We start from the raw sequence: 18166 nt of genomic DNA on the forward strand, positions 1-18166 counted from the left end.
GGTGTCCTTTTGTCCAATATAGCAAACTTGTCTATTTTGTCTAGAGCCTCCGCCAGCTAGTCATTCTACAATGGCGCAGCCGGAACAGCCAACGTTTAGATACGGTAAAGCACCCTGCACCCTCAAAACTGGCAAGCTTTGCTTTATTGCACCGTCAACGCTCCACCGACATAGGCGTGGTGGATGAACGAAAAAATGAGCGTTATGATTTTAAAGGTTATTGAGCCCGCGCCGCAATGGCTGCGACACGAACTGGGATCCAGGGATGCAGCCGCACATGGTAGCGCCGGGGAAACATTGGCGGCGATGATCAGCAACGCGCTTGCCAACGGAACCGCTGCAACTCAGGAGGGGCAAGCGGGACGCCTCCTTGTCACATGGGGGCGGCGTACCGTTGAGCTTACCGCACCTGCCTCTCCGCCAAGGCACGGTTTCGCATTGCGACTTTCAGCCTCCGTTCCCAAGGCGGCTCCACCCAGGGGGCAAATCAGGGGACTGGCCGCACCAGCGTGACGGCCCGCCTCCCGAACACATCGATCCCAAATCGCCTTTGCAGGTGAACCGCGACCAACGCCGCGTACCTGCGTTGGCGAATACCGCTTGGGCTGTGATAGATGCCGATCGCCTTCCAATAATTGCCGCTCATCTTGAGCGCGTCGAGAAAGATCCAGCGTGCCGCCTCGGCGTTAAAGCAGGGATCAAATTGCAGCCAGCGCCGGACTTCCCCCTCGCGTCGAGCCAGGAGCGCGGCGATCCTCGGCACCCACCAGCTGTTGATCTGGAGGGGGCCGAAATCATGACTTCCATCCTTGTTGAGGATTTCCGCGCCGATCCAACCGGCTTCCTGATCGCGCAATCCCCAGAGCGTCTTTTCGAGCCAGGCGTGACCGCGTGCCGCCTGCCGGATGCATCGAGCCACATCAGGTTCCGGTGGCCTTGCCGCTGTAGCGCCTTCGCAGGGTAAAGTCGCCATCAGCACCAGCAGCGCGACGCAGATCCAGCGTCGATCAGCGATCCAGACCACGGCCGCCCTCCCTTCCATTGTCGCGGGTCTGCTGCTCGCGCGCAGGAGCAGGCGCATCCCGATTGCTTTGACGGTCGCTCAGCAAAGACTGAAGATGCTGGTCGAGTACCTCGAAAATCAGTTGAGCCCGACCAGCGAGCTTGTTGGCCATACCTTTCGGCCTTGAGCCACGGGTCCAGAGCTCGCGCTCAAGTCGGCGATCGCTGCGCAAGCGTCTCTCCATGTTCTGATCCCCCTTCAGTTGATGGAGATGTGGTCCCAGCCGCGCAGCCATTCGGTCGCGATGATCGCGCTCGAGGCGCCTAAGCCCTTCGAGGCCCGACGTCTTCTCTCCCGATCGTTCGGCGAGCGTCTCCACCAACTTCTTGGAATCCTGGGTCCAGAGCTTCACCCCATATCGGGCGCGGGTAATCGCCGTGTAGAAATTCTGCGCGTTCACCAGCGGCGACCCGACAGGTGCCAGGACATAGGCCCTGTCATAGGCCTTGGACTGAGCCGAATAGATAGTCTCGGCGTAGCCGTGATCCCAGGTCTTGTGCCGGGAGAGGTCGATTGTCTGAACCCGATTGCCGCGATCCCAGCGGATCGTGGCCAACGGGCCGTCCATCTTCTCGACTCTCCCCGCTCCGCATTTTTGAGCTGGAGTTCGCGCGACGCCAGGCGCCACTGGATACGGTCGCCTTCGCTCAGGTCTCGCTTTTCATCCATGAAGACGTTGACCTGCGAGGATTTGGCCGTGCCGGGATCCCATAGATGGACGCGCCCCTGCTCATTGACCAACCGGACAAGGTGCCGACCTCGACTGTCCCGCACCATCCCTACGACGCGATATTCGCTATCCCGTCCCAGCCCCGCTCTTGGCTGATCGCGACCGAAAGTTACCATCTGCCCACCAGAGTAGAATTGCGCCAGCCGCTTCTCCTGATCACTTAACCCGCCGGGTGTCAGGACTGAAAGCCGGGTATCCTCGGCGGCAACGACGCCCTCGCGCTGAAGCACCTCCCTAATCTCGTCGTTGACGATGAGGCGCGAGGCATTGTCGAGGACAAGAATGTTAGTCGCAGCGCGGCTCCTGGGGCTGAGGCGCGTCCATTCCGCGACCACATCTGCAGCGAGCGTAGCGGCATCCCCACCGCCCACCACCTTGTCGAGCCGACCAATTGAGGCTGCGTAATCCCCTGCCCGCGCATGCGCGACAGCCTGTCGCATCGCCTCGGTTTCCTGCCGACGCAACTCGGTCAGTTCGGCCGTTTCCATGCCCAATTTCTGCATGAGCCAGAAGGCCTTGCCCTGCTCGATCGCGCCCGTCTGCTTGTTGTCGCCAAGGAGAATGAGGCGAGCGCCAGTGGCCCGGCTGATTTCCAGCACCCGTAAAGCCTGCCGGCTTCCCAGCTGCCCCGCCTCGTCGAGAACCAGCACATGGTTGCCGCTGATCCCATAGCCACCGCCCGCAAGCAGGCTCGCGACCGTGCGCGACTCGATCTGCGCCTTCTCCCCCAGTTCGGCAGCGGCGGAAGATGTTGGCGCCAGAGCGATGAAGGTCTTACCCGGCAGCGCGGCGTCTTTCAGCGAACGGACGAGCGTCGACTTCCCCGCCCCCGCGACACCGTGAACGGCTGTCACCCGGTCCCGCGAGGTAGCCATGTCCACCAGCGCACGTTCCTGCTCCGGGGAAAGACCCGCCTGCTCAAGTACCGGAAGCAGACGATCAGCGCTTGCCACAGGCCGTCCGTCCTCGACGGCGAGCGCCAGATGCATGGCGAGCGACTGCTCCAGCCGCACCGTCCGCCGAGTCGTCCGGCCCCGCGTCAGTATCGCATCCCCCGTCTGGCCACGCGTCGCCAGCAGCTTGCGCCTTGCCTCATGCGCTTCGATCAGAGGCCGCAAATCCTGAAACCGAACCTCACCGACATGGGATGCAAGGCCCGTGGAATAAAGGCGACCAAGCGGGTTCACCGCCTCCCTTCCCTCCGACTGCCTTATCCCGAACAGAGCGGCACGGGCGGCATCGGCTTGATCAACCGAGACAGGATGCTCGCCCACTTGGGCGGCGCGTTCCTTCACGGCATCAAGCGGCTTCTCATGGGGCCCCAGCCGTCCACGCCATTGATCGAGCAGGGCTTCGATCCCGATCTTCACCTTGGCGCTGCGGGTCGCGTAGAAGGATTGGCGACGTGCCGCCTGGCCGACGAGGCCATGCTCGACAGCATGTTCGTTAATCTGCTCGGCCCGTTGCGACATTTCCTCAATGAGAGCCTTGGGAACGCCCCTGATTTCGAAGAGACCCCGGCGTGGATCGAAGTCGATTTCATAACCAAGCTCGCGCAAGCCATGGGCAAGTTCACTCCGATAAATCTGCCCACTGGTCATCTGCTCGGCATACATGGCGCGGGTTTCAAGGCTCGCCATCGGATCGTTTGTCTGCCCGTTGGTCATGTTGAGGACGACGACATGGGTGTGGAGATGGGGATCGAGTTTGCGGCTCGCATGCTCGGTAAACCGCGCCCACAGCAATCGGCCGGTCGTCTCGTGAACGATGCTTCCCTCCTCCCGCCGTCGCAGCTGGGCATGTTCCTGAAGATAGGCGAGCGCGACATCGACCGATCTCTCATGGAGTTGCACGATTCGCTCGTCGCCCATGGCCAGGGCCATCACCGAAACCGATTTGGGCGCACTGATCGCGAAGTCCCATCCGGGATGATGCTGGATACCCTCGGCGCGGTGCCGACCGAGCTGCTGGCCCGCGACCTTGCCGGCGAGCAGGGCGCGAAACGTCTCGGAATCGACATCGCCTGACAGTCTGAGTTCGTTCGCCAGTGCGCCACCCCAGGACGAGCGCTCTCCATCCCCTTTCGTATAATAATCGCCGACCGCATAGTAGCGGGCGATGTTGCCGGGCGACCCCTTCAGGCGGCGCGGATGCATCATGCCGGCCTCGCATCATTACGGTCACCCGATGCACGCCCATGTTGCCGCAGCCGGAAGCCGCTGGCGCGACCGAGGAGCTTGGGCAGCCCGCCTCCTAAAGGTCCATCCTCCCCCTCCACCGGATTGGACGGGGAGGCCTGCGAGCAGACCTCGTCTTGCGTGTGCGTGCTGCCCTCGTCCGCATCGATCGGCGGTTCGGGCGCTTCCGCCTTCTTCGACCGCCGCCGCTTGGGTGGCGATCCTGACGGCTTCGAGGACGACTTGCCTTCATCTTTCGATTCCAGACGGATGGGCGGCGCCAGCCGCTCGACGAATGCGGCCTCCAGGCTCGGCAGAACATTATAGCTATCGGCAAATTGGACGACGGGAAGGTTACGGCCGAACCGGAGGAAGCCCGCGAGATTGGGGAGATTGGTGACCTCTGTATGCATGACCAACGGGCGGGTCACCTGCATCCGCGACAAGTTGACCCCATCCCGCATATCGTTGACGCCATAGGACATGCCTTCATTGGCCTCGACCTGTTCGACCTGTCCCAGATTTTCGGAAACATGTTTGGCCGTGGGCGTGTCGTTTGCGCGCAGCGCCACCCAGGTCGAGCAATAGCCGGTGATCGCCGCGGCGTCCTGAATGCCGTAGGTCGCTTCAAGCTGGGGATAGGACTGGAACCCTAAAATACCGCAGCCGCCATATTTGCGCGCCCGGGCGAGAAAATCGCTCAGCGACGGCAGTTTTTGGAGCGTCGGCAGCTCGTCGATGACGCAGTAGAGGCGTCGCTTACGATCGGGCGGCAGGCTCATGATGGCACTGATCGCGATGTCGAGCCATACCGTCACGAGGGGCCGGAGGGAGGGAAGCTGGTCCGCCTTCACGGTGATGAAGAGCCAGCTGTCATCCTCCTCACTGGCGACCCAGTCCCGGATCGAGAAGCCGTCGACCGTGTCATCGAGATAGGAGAAGCTGCGCATCACCGAGGCCAGTTCAGCCCGGATACCGGCCGACGTACGGTCACCTTCCATCGAGATGAACGCGGCGGCATCGGTGCCTTCGGCAAAACTTGCCAGCGTCTTCAGGGGACTGCGAAGCACCGTTTCCAAGAGCGCCGAAACCAGCGTCCGTTCATGTCGGGCAAGCTTGCGCAGGACCGCCACCAGCGTGCCGCGGGCCGCCTTCGCCCAGAAGGGATCGCCACCTTTGTCTGGGATAGTCGACTCCGCGATCTGATCATAGTGATAGTCACGCGGGACATCGACCCAGGGTGACCAGCAATCGGCCCGCTCGTCCAGCGGGTTGAGCAATATGTCGTGCCCGGGCCGGTAGAACTTCTCGACGAAGGTGCCGGCGGTATCGTAGACGATCGCCCGCTTGGCTTGCTTTCGCATGCCACCCAGCATCTTGACGATGATGTTGGTCTTGCCGGTGCCGGGCGCACCACAGATGAGGATATGCTCAGGCTCGAAGGCGTCGGGAACAGGCACGCCGCCGATCGCAAAACTGCCCTTTCGGTTGCGCCATAGCTGCCGCCGGAGTTGCCGCGCCGTGCCAAAGCGAGCCCCGCGCAAGAACTGATTGGAGCCGAGCCCCTTCCCCGTGCGGGTAAAATAGAACCAGGCCCAGAAAAGCATCAACAGAGCAAAGGCGCCAGCCAGCGCGGCACCATACACCAGATGATGCTCCATCGCCTGTAGGGTTTTCTTGGCGATGCGGGAGCCGAGCAAAGCATCGGACGTCGTCCAATATTGACGACCCGATGGGGTCCGGAAAAGGACCGGCGCGCCGCCCGGCACGTCGCTCTTTAGCGTTGCCTCGGCGATCTTCGCTGCCACGAACCGCTGATAGTCGGTCGACTGCTCCAGCACATACCAGATGGTTCCACCAACCCAGATGGCGACCCCCGCCAGCAGGGTCTGAAAGAAGACCTGCGTGGTCATGCGGACATTATGGACGATTGCTTGCCCGCCCCTGGTCCAGGAACCCAGCGTGTCGTTCCGGAAGATGCTCATGATTGCGCCTCTTCGGGATCGAGAAGTCCCCGTTCCAGAAGCAGGGCGTGCGCATCTTCCATCCCCTTCTCGAGGATATCGGGTCGGCGCGCGCTCACCGACGCGGCGAGGATGGCGAAGACCTGGATGAGGGTCGCCTGCACTTCGTCGAAGCGGCCATGATAGCCAGCCGCGTCCATGCCCTCATAGCGGTTAAGGATATCCCGGACATAGTCGGGGATGGTTGAGCCGGCCGCCTGAGCGCCGACGACAAGACGCCCGAAGAGCGCGTCCTTGAATCTGATGGTAACTCTGGGCAAGCGCCGAACTCCTGCTCGTCGCCTGGCCAATCGTGATGAAGCATGGCCCTTATATTATAATTCCAGCCCGATCTCAATTGATTACATGTATTTAGAGGGGCAGCCAAACGGTGCCAAGACAGATCAGGCACTTAGCCGCCCCGCCGTCAGAAATGACAGCCAAAGCGTGCCGAGCGGCGTCAATCAGTGCCCTCAGGCGACGACGCGAATTAGGTTTGAAAACCGCGCAAATGCTGGCGATTCGCGCCCGCAGTACCCGTGCGTACGGTGCATTACAAATTACGCCTTTCAGGCGTGCGTCTGAGCTTTCGCATGAGCTTGCGAATGCGCCAGATGATAGTTCGATGAGGCGGTCAACCTACTGATCCAGAACGGCAACCTCAAGCCGGACGAAGATCGGGGACGGCCCTTCCTTGAGAGCGATGCCCGTTACGAACCGATGCCGCCGATAAGTTCCCCGCGTGTCCTGGGGAACATACCCCGGACGCGCTTCCACCGGCCCGCAAGGCGCCGGAATTGTGGAGCCATATTGTCATGCCCAGCGGCACGAAAATCGATTTTGATGCGATGGATATCCTTTCCATTCCCCTCCCCGCGCGGGGAGAAAAACTGCTCTATGATACGAAGGCCAAAGGCCTTGCCCTGCGCCTCCGCGCGTCGGGTGCCCGCACCTGGATTAGCGTCGAACGGGTGGCGGCGCGAACCCTTCGCACAACCCTTGGTGACGCACGACACCTGCCCTTGGAAGCCGCCCGCCGCCTCCTTGCCGCCGGTCCGCAGCACCGATCCACCACCAAGGATCATCCCCTTTTTGGACCCGATGCCACGATAGCGGAGGTCTTCCCCAATTCCTCATTTCGGGCGAAGCGGGGCGCTGGAAACCCGGCACGATCCGCAACATGAAGGCGGCTACGACGACCCACATCCTTCCCCATTTCGGGGGTCATAAGCTTCGCACACTGACCCCGGAAGAGGTTAACCGCTGGCATCTGGATATTGCCGCGAAGAGCAGCGCCGTGCGCATGGCGCTGTCCACTCTCTCCGGGTTGATGCTCTACGCAGAGGACCATGGCTTGCGTGAACCGGGTTCAAACCCGTGCCGAGGCCTGCGCAAGAAACAGCGTAGCAAGCGCGGCAAAATGATGTCTCCCGATGCGGTTCGCAGGCTTTGGACCGCGCTCGAAGGATTGCAGGATCGGGTGCCCGATGCTTGCGACGCGGTGCGGCTCCTATTCCTGACGGGCGCCCGGCGAAGCGAAATCCTCTCGCTCGAATGGGACCGGATAGTCGGCGCGCGCGCGATTCTGGAGGACTCCAAGACCGGCCCCCGAACGATCTGGCTGAACGCCCCTGCCCGCGACTTGCTTGCCACCCGCAAGGAAACGGCGAAGGGGCGGTTCGTTTTTCCGGCATCGAAGAGCGATGGACCGATGAAGGTGCTCGATCACGCATGGGCATTGATCCGGCGAGCGGCAGGCCTGGAGAACATTCGCGTCCATGATCTGCGGCATCACTTCGCGTCGGTCGGGGTATCAAACGGCATCGACCTGCGACTGATCGGTCAGTTGCTCGGGCATAACGACATCGACAGCACTATTGACTACGCGCACCTTGCCACCGATGCATTGACGCGCTCGGCGTCGAAGGTGTCCCGGCGCATCGAACGCTCCCTTCGCGGCGATGGGCATGAAGATCCCGCCCGCAAACGGAAGACCAATGCGAGCGGAATAGACAGCCCGAAGGAGGCCGCTCATGCTTAACCTGAGCCTCTCCCTGACCGACACCCTCTGCGCCCGCGCCGAACCCGGACAAAGGGAATATGCCATGCGAGACACCCGCCTCCCCGGCCTCGCTCTACGGGTACAACCCGGCGGGTCGCGAAGCTGGATCGTCCGCGCGAGCGTCGACGGCAAGGCCGTCCGGCGGTCGTTGGGTTCATTCCCGGAAATAGGCGTGAAGGCGGCGCGAGCGTCGGCCCGCGCCTTTCTCGCAGGTGAGACTTTAACTCCGGCAAAGCCGCCTGCTGTTCCACACTTCGCCACGTTCCAGATTGAACATGAGCAGCGCTGCGGCGCCTTCTACAAGCCGCAGGGTTTGCGCACATACCGCACCTATGTGCGATGTGAATTACTACCGGCCTTCGGCCACCAGCGGCTCGATGCCATTTCTCGTCAGGATGTGGTTCGATGGTTTGAAGGTTATAGCCTGAGAAGGCCAGGCGGGGCCAATCGCGCCCTTGGAATTCTGGTGCAGATGCTTGGACGGGCGCGCGCCTGGGGCTACATGCCGGACGGCTCGAGCAATCCCGCGAAGGGGATCAGAATGAACCGCCGCAAGGTCGTCGGCACCTTCCTCGGCTTTGAGGAAATGGCAAGGCTTGGCGGCGTACTGGACCAAAGGATCAAGGCAGGATGTACGGCATCCGCCCTGCTCCGCTTCCTTACCGTAACGGGATGTCGTGTCAGCGAAGCCGTCAATCTCGAATGGCAGGATATATATCCCGATCGGCTTCGGCTGCGCGACAGCAAGACCGGCTCGCGAGATATTCCCCTCGGCGCGCCGGTCCGCCGCTTCCTGAAATCCTATCGCGCCAACCTTCAGAGAAAAGGGATTGGAGGGCTTCGCCACGTATTCCCGCTTCTTGGTCGCCAGCACTATGAGGGCGTCCGTTCAATCTGGGGCAGCATCCGCCGTGAAGCCGAGTTGCCCCCTACATTGCGCATCCATGATCTGCGGCACAGCTTCGCGAGTCATGCGGTTATGTCAGGGGAAACGCTGTTCACAACGTCCCGGCTCCTCGGTCACAGCAGAGTTCAGATGACCGCGCGCTATGCTCATCTGGCGGATGATGTCCTCATGGCCACTTGCGAGAAATTAGGTCGCCTCCTCATCGCTCAAACGCGATAACACAGTCTCGCATAAGTGAATAAAACGGCGCGGTCCATCGGACCGCGCCGTTTTATTCACTTATGCCGCTTCCCACACCTGATTGAGAATTCGAGCAGCCATCGCTGCCTTGTCCTGCGGCAGAAACCGCCCATAATGCTTCGCCACCATATCCGGAGTATCCTGGATCGCATAGCTTGCCTGCTCGAATGATCCAGTCTGTTTCAGAATGTGGGTCGCCAGCACATCCCGCACATTATGCGGGCCATGCGGAAGCAGCCCCTTGATCGCGCCCCGACCGGTATAGGGATTGAAGACGCCATAGCGTTGGACCACCAAACGCCATGCCTCGTAGAAGGTGTTCTGATCATAGGACGCATCGCGGCTGGTCGTCTTCACCGTCTTCACGAAAAACGTGCCGGGATCGTCCGCCCCATTGAGCAGGATGGCCCGATGCTTCTCGACATAAGCCTCAATATGATCATAGAGGCCGCCAAGGTCGGGGAGGAGCAGCCGGAAGGGTTTGCCTGCGAAGAAAGACGAGTGTGCGTTCTTGAAGGCTACTGCTGGTACAAGGACTTCCCAGCCCTGATCGCGATCGCTCCAGCGAATTTCGCCGCGCTTCATGGTTTCAAGCTGACGCTCTGAACGCGGCAGATTCCCGCGCGGGCAGACCATCAGTTGCCGCAAATTCTTCTGCCGAAGTCCAAGATGAAGGCCCAGCCGGATCAGGAGATAGGACCGGACAACTTCCGCCGCAGCCTTCGGATATCGCCGCCCGTCAGGGCGGACTTTCAAAATTTCCTCGGCAATCTTCAGATATTCCGCGACCGGGCTGGGTGCCTCCAATATGGGAAGGATCGGTTCGATCGGGTCGCGATGGATGCGGGCGACCCGTTCCACCTCCCGGACCCGCGCACTGGCATGTGCGTGGAGAATATCGCAAGCCTGCTGCCAGTTCGCGCGCGCTGCGCCAATGTCGTTGGAGGATATGAGGCCTTCTATCGGCACAAGGCGGTCGGCCAGTTCGGGATGCTGCCGCAACCAACCGGTATCGGCCCGGACAAGGGCCATCGCATTCCGCAGCATATCGCATTCCCATCGGGTGAAGAAGCCGCGCCGCCGCTCACGCCACTGAACATACCAATCCCACACTCGCGGGAAGACCAACATCGCGAAGGTTATACTCCTGATCGGTACACCATGCCCCTCCACGGCCCCGCGCGGCGATGCTGCCAGTGCGCCGAACATCAGGCCGAAATGCTCGATCTTCTGGCTCGTCGTTTCTTCACCCCAAACTCCGTTCCGCTGGAACCCTATGTCAGTCAAGGTAGAGGTCTTGAACTGAACAAGGTCCGCCATCTCCGTTACAAGGCGAGGTGGCGCATCCACCACGCCGACATGACCCATATCGTCGTCAATGTCGGGCGCCGCCTCGTTCGCCGGGACGCCCCGAATTTTCTTGCCGGTGATTGCGGGAAATCGGATCGCGTAGCGGAGCTTCATGGCCTGCGCCTGAAAGCGGCGATACTCGGTTGCGCCAGAAATCACCACCTCTCGGACCCATTCCAGAATCTCTGCCTGTTGCTTCAATGACCTTGTGTTAAAATCGTCGGGCAGGTGCCATGCCAGCCGCCGTTGCTCGGTCTTCGTCACGCCATTGATAGCGATCCCGGACGGCGCACGCGCCGGGTGGGGAAGTTTCGATCGGAAATATCCAGCGGGCAGGTCATAGCGGACCTCGATGCGGTTAAGAATCTCGAGACTGGCGGCGCTTTGGGGCGTGCGGCGGCCTTCGATCCACGATTGTAGCGTTGAACGATCCAACTTCTCGCCCGATTTGATGATGGACTTGTGAAGCTGATAATAGCTCTCCGAGAAACGGTTGAGATGCAGGACAAGCGCCTCTCGAAAGCAAGGGGGGTCAATCCATTCCGTTTGATTGGGAATTGGTCGTTCCACGATCGGTAGGACCTTGCGGCCCCTCTTGGGCGAAAAAGGATGGCTCGCGTCGCAATTCGCGCGGCTTATTTTCATTGGCATTCCAATAATCCAGGTTCAATCGGCGTAATCCGGGCATGGCCCGGAGCGTCCGCGATCCGGGCGCAGTTGCAAGACGGCGGAATCTCCAATTCGACGTCATTGTTTTTAAACGCTCGGCCCATCGGCGGCCTTGTATCGGACCATTTATTCCCGCAACGACGTGAATTTATTTCGCTTTGTCGCCAAGCTTCCGCGAACCTCCTGATCGTTGAGGCGCCGTCCGCCCCTCATGCTCTCCACGCTTGCGTAACCGATTTACGCCACTAGGTTGCCCACCGTCGACTTTGGGGGAAGGAATAATCTTGTCACGTCACAACCCGCATCATGCCAATTCCAGCGCGGTTTTGTCAGCCGCCGCTGCCTGGCGAGACCGCTGTTTTATCACTGACGGATCGATTCTTTCCGACCGAGACCTATGGTTCAAATCCAATGTCGAAGAGGTCAACGCACGTTTCAACGGCGCTCCGGATAGCAGCAAAGACCGTTTTCTCATCAAGCTCGAGCGGCAGTTCGCCAACGCCACGCATGAAGCCTGCCAACTGGTTGCCGAAATGCTGTGGGTCCTCAATCTCTTTCCCAGCAACTTGGGTTCGAGTTCGAAGATCACGGCTATCAATGTGGCTTGGGGCTGGTCGGGTGAGCCAGCACCTAAAGATCACGAGATGCTGGCGCCGTCTCTCTTAGAGGGCCTCGGATCCGCCGGTGTCGGGTTTCTCGCTCATCGACCGCGCGAGTTGCGCTACCTCATTAACGCCACCCTGGCATTCAAGGAAAAGCCGATCGATGATCGGCGCGCGCTTCTCGACGATCCGTGGGAATTCGCGCAGTGGCTCGATGATGTTCCTGACGAGGGATATCGGCAGCTAAAGCATATCCTCCCCTTTTTACTCTTCCCTGACAGCTTCGAGCGTATCGCAAGTCCCGGCGACGTCCGCCTTATCCTGAGCGGTCTTTCTGAACACGATACGCGATCCATTAAACAAATGGGCAAGGTCGCGCGCGATAAAGCCTTGCTCGAGCTACGCCGAACTCTGGAACAAGAGGTTGGCGATACCATCGATTTTTATGACGATCGCTTCAAAGAGCAATGGGCGCCTAGCGAACGCTTGGCGACTGGAAGCGGAGATTCGGATGTCGTCTCTAGCGCCGGTTCCGCCACGCCCGGATCGGCGCTCAATCTCATTCTGCACGGCCCACCGGGCACGGGAAAGACGTTCCGCACGATCGATCGGGCACTTCAGATTCTCGATCCAGACTTCGCTGGCGACCATCGCGACGATCGGGAAGCGCTCAAGCGCCGGTTCGATGAACTGGAAAACGACAACCGGATTCGCTTCGTGACCTTCCATCAAAGCTTCAGCTACGAGGATTTCGTCGAAGGCCTTCGAGCCGAGGCGCGCCCCGACGGCACCGTGCACTATTATGTCGCGGACGGGGTTTTGAAGGCGTTCTGCGGGAAACGGATGCTGTCGCCTGGAACCGCATTCGGGGGCTACAAGGTGCTCCGCTCCACCAATGAAATTCTCTGGCTACGTAAGCCCAACGATTCCGAGCTGCCGCTGCCTTGGGCCATCCTCGAGGCCCTAGCGGATCTCGTCAGCAGAAAGGTCGTCACCCTCGAGGATATCCGCAGAGGAAAGGTTTTCGACAAGATCCCGGAGAGCCGCCTCGAAAAATATATCGTCAACGGATACAGCAACGTCTTGCCCTCGCTAGTCGAGGCCATTTTGGCTAGCACATCCCCCAGGCGCGCGAGAGCGTCCTCATTATTGACGAAATTAATCGGGGGAATATCTCGCAAATCTTTGGCGAACTTATAACGCTTATCGAACCTTCCAAGCGTGCGGGCGCGACCGAAGCCTTGAGCGTCGTCCTTCCCTATTCCAAGGAACGCTTCTCACTCCCTAGCGGCCTTCATATCATAGGCACGATGAACACCGCCGATCGCTCGCTCGCCAGCGTCGACATCGCACTGAGACGCCGCTTCATCTTCGAGGAAGTGGAACCCGATACGAGCGCACTGGAAGGCGTCGAAGTCGCTGGGGTCGACCTTGGAGCCTTACTAGAGACGCTTAACGACCGGATCGAAGCATTACTCGATCGCGATCACCGCCTCGGACAGGCATATCTACTCGGGCTAGAGGCGGGCGACGATATTAGCCCTTTGCGACACATATTCGAGAAACAGATTCTACCACTCCTCCAAGAGTATTTCTTCGATGATTGGAACAGGGTGCGTCTCGTCTTGAACGACCATCGCAAGGAGCCGGCAGATCAGTTCATAATCGAACGCGACAATGACGCTAAACGGCTCTTCGGCGATGCCGCGACACAAGTACCGCAACACAAGCGATGGCGCCTCAACGAACAGGCGCTCAATCGCCCGACGGCATATCGTTCGATAATGGCTGAATAAAAAGGCCATGCCGACTATCCGCGAATTCGGACGCATCACGACGGCGCCAGTGGAATCTACGTTGGATCAGGCGACGGTCTCAAGCAGCGCGTTTGCATGGCTGCTGGAAAATCGCGTCGGGATGGACGGAGGCGAACTCCTACGCGTTGATGGGCCAAGCACATTGCGCGCACTCAACTATGTGGGCGTGCTGGAAACACCGTGCGGGACGCGTGTGGAAATATTGCCCAAGCACACGGCGGATTCCGGCGCTGCTCCTCTCTCGCGCGCTCCTTATTCGCATGATCGGCGAGGCCCTGTCACTGCGCCCTCGCCCTGGGGGAATCGCTGATCTCGCGCGCTTCACTCTCCCGTTACCCGAGTGGCTAGCGGCGATGTTCCTGGAGGAGGCCCTTATTCTCGTCCGCCGAGGGGTGCGACAGGCCTATCAACGGGTGGACGCAAGGGAACCCTATCTCCGCGGCGCTCTAGATGTCGCTGCCCAAATCCGCCACGGTCCGGCCGCTGCTCATCTATTCTCCTTCCATCATGACGTCTTCTCGTTTGATCGTCCGGAAAATCGCCTAATCCGTTCCTGTATCGATCTCATCCTGCGTGAGACGAAATCCGCGGACAATTGGCGCGTCGCACGCGAACTCTCGATCCTGTTGGAGAATATCCCGCTTAGCCCTGACTTTTCTTCCGACCTACGTGCATGGGACAATGGCAGGCTAATGGCTGATTACCTCACGATAAAGGGGCCGTGCGAGCTCATCCTCACTCGATCAACGCCGTTTAGCGTTGACGGTCCTAGCCGCGGATTGAGCATGCTGTTCCCGATGGAGAGACTATTCGAGGCTTATGTGACCCGCTCTCTACAGATGGCTGCGCCTGTCGGATTTGAGATTCAGCCCCAAAGCCGGGGTACTCATCTATGCACTCATGAACGGCAGCCCTGGTTCGAACTGCGGCCCGATATCTTGGTTTCCAACGGCCAGGAGCGCTGGATCGTTGATGCGAAGTGGAAGCTAATCCATGGAGATCGCGCATCCGGCTATGGTCTCTCCCAAGCCGATTTTTATCAACTTTTCGCTTATGGGCATCGACATCTTGAAGGCAAGGGCGATCTCCATCTAGTCTACCCGCGCACGGACACTTTTAAAGAACCGCTTGAACCGTTCGTTTTTGGTGGAAACCTCCGGCTCCGAGTTGTTCCGTTCGACCTTGATGAACGAACTGCTCCCTACACGTTTCTCGAAACGTCGCAAGGCAACTGACGGGTAGAATGCGGATGCAAACCTTGTTCACGCCTCTCTCAAGGCTGGCATCGAAGCACATCAAGAGAATTCGCGCCTGTCGATGCAGCTCCTCCGAGGCCCGCGCGGTAAAATTTCAGGCGGCGTTCGCACGATTGCCCAATTCGGCAATATGGGCGAGGCAAAGCTCACCGACCAATTGCTGGAGCAACGTCACCCTATCATCCAGCCACGCCAATTCTTCCTCGCCGATGATGAATTCCCGCGAGTAGCGTGCCTTGATATAGGCTTCGCGCAGAAGGTTATAAGCTCGCTTGTGGAGCCGCGTGTCGGTCGGCCATACCAAACGCAATCGTGGTTCGAATTGCTCCGTCAGCGCTCGCAATCGATTCAGATTATGGGTTTTCGGACTGTACAAGGCGCGAACTAGGAAAACGCAATGGTAGAAACGCTCGGCCGATTGATGAAGTTGGAAGGCAGCCTCCTTGTCGCGACCTTGAGACGCCGCATAGCGAGCCGTGTCCAAAAACCCTTCCGCGGAACCAAACCATTCCTCGAAAAATTCGCGGGCCTCCCGCAGGGCTTCACCGCTCGATAGGGGCTTGGGCTCGATAAACTGATGGTTGGGTTCCTCGTGCAGGAGAACGCCATCCTTCAATATATCCAAGAAAAAATATCGCCCGAGCCGCAGCTTCTCATTTACATCTTCAAGGCTGTGGTAGATCGGGCTAACCTGTGTGCGCAGCGCTTTACCCTCGGTCAGTTCCTCCAGCAGCCGTTCTTCGGTTTTCGCCCAGAATTCTGGAATGTCGGTCAGGTCTTCATGATCGACTACCACGAGGATGTCATAATCCGAGAAATAGCGCCCAACGGGGTCTTCCACCCAATCGCCTCGCGCGTAACTGCCGAACAGGATGATCTTGAGAATATGGCCGTCACGATACCGTGGCTGTGTCCGATGGCGAATGGCCCGCGCGAAGCCGTCGCGGATAATTCCGACGACATGGGCAAGCTCCCGACGCTTGGCGTCGGGCAGTTGCACATTAGGATCGTCGAGCCTTCTCATGATGCCGCCTAGAATCGCGGCAAATCATCGCCTTGCCAAGCCCTTTTAGGTTGGCAAGGCGAACGAGGCTTATTTCAGCGCATTTCACGAACAATGATGCGTATCGCGCGAAGCATGTGACGCCGTACCTGCCAGAGAAACAGACGTTCTCGCTTGGCGATCTCGACATAGCTCAGACCCTCAACCTGACTTAAGATGAAGATTTTGAGGGTGCGCTTCGACATGCGCGCGAAAGCGGCTTTCGCCTTTTCGATGCGTACGGGGTCAGGCGTCTTCATCGTCACCTCCCTCTTGGTCGGTGAATGCCAGGATGAAGTCAGCCGCTTTACTCGCGAGACTGGCCGCCCGGAATATCGCCTTATTGTCCTCCCTCAGTACCGCCAGCCACGCGCCGATATAATCGGCATGGCGGACGGTCGGCACGATCCCAAGTTCCGCGCAAAGAAAAGCGCTGGCCATCTCCGCGCACAGTTCCTCGCGCGCGTAAGCCGCCAAATCAGCGCTATCGAACGACCGACCCAAGCGGGAGGCATGCCCTGTCCAATGACCCAGCTCATGAAAAACGGTTCGATACCAGTTGATGCGGTCATGATAGGCCGCTTGAGGCGGGACACGGATATAGTCCGGTCCCGGGGCATAGAAGGCCCGCTCGCCACCAATCTTGACGTCCGCGCCACTGGCCCGAACAAGCTTGTGCGCCAATGGCACGATTTCATCGACCGCCAGCGATACCGGCGCGACCGTCAAATCGTCGGGCAAACCCTCGCATTGCTCGACATTGAAAACCGTGAAGCGCTTTAGAAACGCGACCTGCCGTGCCTCGCGCCCTTCGTCCCGCGCCTGATCTTCCTCGCTACGGGGCGTAAAGCGATCCGCGTAACAAACCGTCGTCCCCTCTTCTCCCCGCCGCACATGACCACCAAGCGCCCGCGCTTGCCGATAGGTAAGCCAGCGCTGGGCACCATACCCCTTCTCGAAGAGCCGCGACCAAAGGATCAGCACGTTGATGCCGGAATATCGGCGACCCGTTCCAGCATTCCGGGGCAAGCCGATCGCGGCCTTGGCGCTGTCCCATGGCTGCACCCATGGCAACCGCCCCTGCTCCAGTTCGGCGATGACGCGCTCCGTCACCTCCACGTACAATGTTCCATGATCCTTGCTCACTTCACTTTCTCCCTGCCCTCACAGCACCGGCCGCCGAAGTGGCGGGGTGGGCGGCGAGAGGCGCGCGGAAGGCTTGGGCTATGAGGCGGGCCGCATCCGAAGGACCGAAACAAAGTGGAGGAGCCGGAACGGCTTGCGGCCCGACGGCCCAAGCCTAGAGAAAGCCGACGCCCACTCCGCCGCGCCGCGCGGTCGGCTACAAACGACATCACGGGGCCGCAGGCCTCGTGGCCGCCAACGACGCGAGGCGGCGTTCAGCGTTAGGGATCGTCATGCCGAAGGCGCCAAGACATCGCGCGCGATGGCTTGGTGGAGCGAAGCGGAATAGAGCCCGGCCGCCAAAGGCGGAACGCCCACTCTCCGGTCCCTTGTCGAACCGGTGGACCGCGCGCTAACCCAAGGGCATGGCGACCGACACGAATCCCCCCGAGCTCTTCGATCCCCTTGCGGTGGAGAATATCGGTGTCACCCTCGCCGTCGAATTATTGGAGCAGCCTGTCCATGATCTAGCCTCGCTCCGCAAATTCAGCGGGGCGGGCATATACGCCCTTTATTATGGAGGCGAACTCGACGCCTACGCTACCCTCAAGGCGCTCGATCTGGCGGAAGGCGGCTCGCGCATTCCCTTATATATTGGCAAAGCGGTACGGCGGAACGCGAAGAAGGGCTTCAGCGCCAAGCCAGTCACAGAGACAAAACTTTATGATCGCATCATGAAGCACGCCGATTCCATTGCTCAAGCGGAAAATCTCGATCCATCCGATTTCCGGTGCCGCTATCTGGTGCTGAATGATGCCTACATAGGCCTGGCCGAAGCCGTCTTGATCGCCACCTTCCGTCCGGCATGGAACGGAATGGGCCTAGGAAGCAACGTGACGGGCGAACCACGAATGAAGGGCAAGGCCTCGGCCTGGGACTCGCTTCATCCTGGACGAAAGGGCCGTCCTCGCGGAACCATGGAAAGCGCTGCGGCCGCGGCCGCCATCATAGCCCAGGCCATCGCGGCACTAAGCGAAGCCCCCGAGGACGAGCGCACCGCGCTCATGATCGAGAAAATCCGTCGCCGCTCGCGCCCGGCCGCCGAGGGTCAGCATTCGTGAGG

14 protein-coding genes and 1 pseudogene are annotated in these 18166 nt (G+C 60.0%); 7 read left to right on the plus strand and 8 right to left on the minus strand.

The window, feature by feature from the left end; all coding sequences use genetic code 11:
* Positions 1-487 precede the first annotated feature (487 nt).
* The 4 genes and pseudogenes from U5A89_RS01075 to U5A89_RS01090 form a co-directional block, all read right to left on the minus strand.
* Positions 488-1081, minus strand: a complete 594-nt coding sequence (locus U5A89_RS01075; protein ID WP_338159374.1) for a lytic transglycosylase domain-containing protein — start codon at positions 1079-1081, stop codon at positions 488-490.
* Positions 1008-3952: pseudogene (mobF, locus tag U5A89_RS01080) on the minus strand (MobF family relaxase). Before mobF ends, U5A89_RS01075 begins: the two are co-directional and overlap by 74 nt.
* The gene (locus tag U5A89_RS01085) at positions 3949-5955 is read right to left on the minus strand and encodes a type IV secretion system DNA-binding domain-containing protein (protein WP_338159375.1); all 2007 of its coding nucleotides are present in this window, start codon (positions 5953-5955) and stop codon (positions 3949-3951) included. The pseudogene mobF and the gene U5A89_RS01085 overlap by 4 nt, the downstream one beginning before the upstream one ends.
* Complete coding sequence (locus U5A89_RS01090; RefSeq protein WP_338159376.1) at positions 5952-6254, minus strand: hypothetical protein; 303 nt, start codon at positions 6252-6254, stop codon at positions 5952-5954. The genes U5A89_RS01085 and U5A89_RS01090 overlap by 4 nt, the downstream gene beginning before the upstream one ends.
* Before the next feature lie 534 nt (positions 6255-6788).
* Here U5A89_RS01090 and U5A89_RS01095 point away from each other — a divergent pair.
* From U5A89_RS01095 to U5A89_RS01105, 3 genes are read left to right on the plus strand one after another with little or no spacing between them, the layout of a single operon-like run.
* Entirely contained in the window at positions 6789-7157 is a 369-nt protein-coding gene (locus U5A89_RS01095) for a hypothetical protein (protein WP_338159377.1), read from the plus strand.
* Positions 7154-8014 (plus strand): tyrosine-type recombinase/integrase, encoded by an 861-nt coding sequence (locus U5A89_RS01100; RefSeq protein WP_338159378.1) that lies wholly within the window; start codon positions 7154-7156, stop codon positions 8012-8014. The genes U5A89_RS01095 and U5A89_RS01100 overlap by 4 nt, the downstream gene beginning before the upstream one ends.
* The gene (locus U5A89_RS01105; RefSeq protein WP_338159379.1) at positions 8007-9161 is read left to right on the plus strand and encodes a site-specific integrase; all 1155 of its coding nucleotides are present in this window, start codon (positions 8007-8009) and stop codon (positions 9159-9161) included. The genes U5A89_RS01100 and U5A89_RS01105 overlap by 8 nt, the downstream gene beginning before the upstream one ends.
* Before the next feature lie 60 nt (positions 9162-9221).
* Here U5A89_RS01105 and U5A89_RS01110 read toward each other — a convergent pair whose 3' ends face one another.
* A complete protein-coding gene (locus U5A89_RS01110) occupies positions 9222-10967 on the minus strand; it encodes a hypothetical protein (protein ID WP_338159380.1) in 1746 nt (581 codons plus the stop codon).
* Between the two features lie 518 nt (positions 10968-11485).
* On the opposite strand from U5A89_RS01110, the gene U5A89_RS01115 reads away from it, so the two are divergent.
* The 3 genes from U5A89_RS01115 to U5A89_RS01125 all read left to right on the plus strand — a co-directional run bounded on the left by U5A89_RS01115 (position 11486) and on the right by U5A89_RS01125 (position 14855).
* Positions 11486-13003, plus strand: coding sequence for a hypothetical protein (locus tag U5A89_RS01115; RefSeq protein WP_338159381.1), 1518 nt, complete (start codon positions 11486-11488; stop codon positions 13001-13003).
* A complete protein-coding gene (locus U5A89_RS01120; protein WP_338160132.1) occupies positions 13000-13599 on the plus strand; it encodes a hypothetical protein in 600 nt (199 codons plus the stop codon). The genes U5A89_RS01115 and U5A89_RS01120 overlap by 4 nt, the downstream gene beginning before the upstream one ends.
* A 179-nt stretch (positions 13600-13778) precedes the next feature.
* Positions 13779-14855 carry an McrC family protein gene (locus tag U5A89_RS01125; protein WP_338160133.1) on the plus strand — a complete coding sequence of 359 codons (1077 nt, stop codon included), beginning with the start codon at positions 13779-13781 and terminating at the stop codon, positions 14853-14855.
* Positions 14856-14970: 115 nt separating this feature from the next.
* Here U5A89_RS01125 and U5A89_RS01130 read toward each other — a convergent pair whose 3' ends face one another.
* From U5A89_RS01130 to U5A89_RS01140, 3 genes are all read right to left on the minus strand, one after another.
* Positions 14971-15900 carry a HEPN domain-containing protein gene (locus U5A89_RS01130; RefSeq protein ID WP_338159382.1) on the minus strand — a complete coding sequence of 310 codons (930 nt, stop codon included), beginning with the start codon at positions 15898-15900 and terminating at the stop codon, positions 14971-14973.
* Positions 15901-15974: 74 nt separating this feature from the next.
* Complete coding sequence (locus U5A89_RS01135; RefSeq protein WP_338159383.1) at positions 15975-16178, minus strand: sigma factor-like helix-turn-helix DNA-binding protein; 204 nt, start codon at positions 16176-16178, stop codon at positions 15975-15977.
* The gene (locus U5A89_RS01140; RefSeq protein WP_338159384.1) at positions 16165-17064 is read right to left on the minus strand and encodes an ArdC family protein; all 900 of its coding nucleotides are present in this window, start codon (positions 17062-17064) and stop codon (positions 16165-16167) included. The genes U5A89_RS01135 and U5A89_RS01140 overlap by 14 nt, the downstream gene beginning before the upstream one ends.
* Before the next feature lie 404 nt (positions 17065-17468).
* Between U5A89_RS01140 and U5A89_RS01145 the strand changes: the two genes are divergently transcribed.
* Positions 17469-18164 (plus strand): Eco29kI family restriction endonuclease, encoded by a 696-nt coding sequence (locus U5A89_RS01145; protein ID WP_338159385.1) that lies wholly within the window; start codon positions 17469-17471, stop codon positions 18162-18164.
* Positions 18165-18166 lie beyond the last annotated feature (2 nt).

It is taken from the genome of Sphingobium sp. HWE2-09, from assembly GCF_035989265.1.
Classification (GTDB): domain Bacteria; phylum Pseudomonadota; class Alphaproteobacteria; order Sphingomonadales; family Sphingomonadaceae; genus Sphingobium.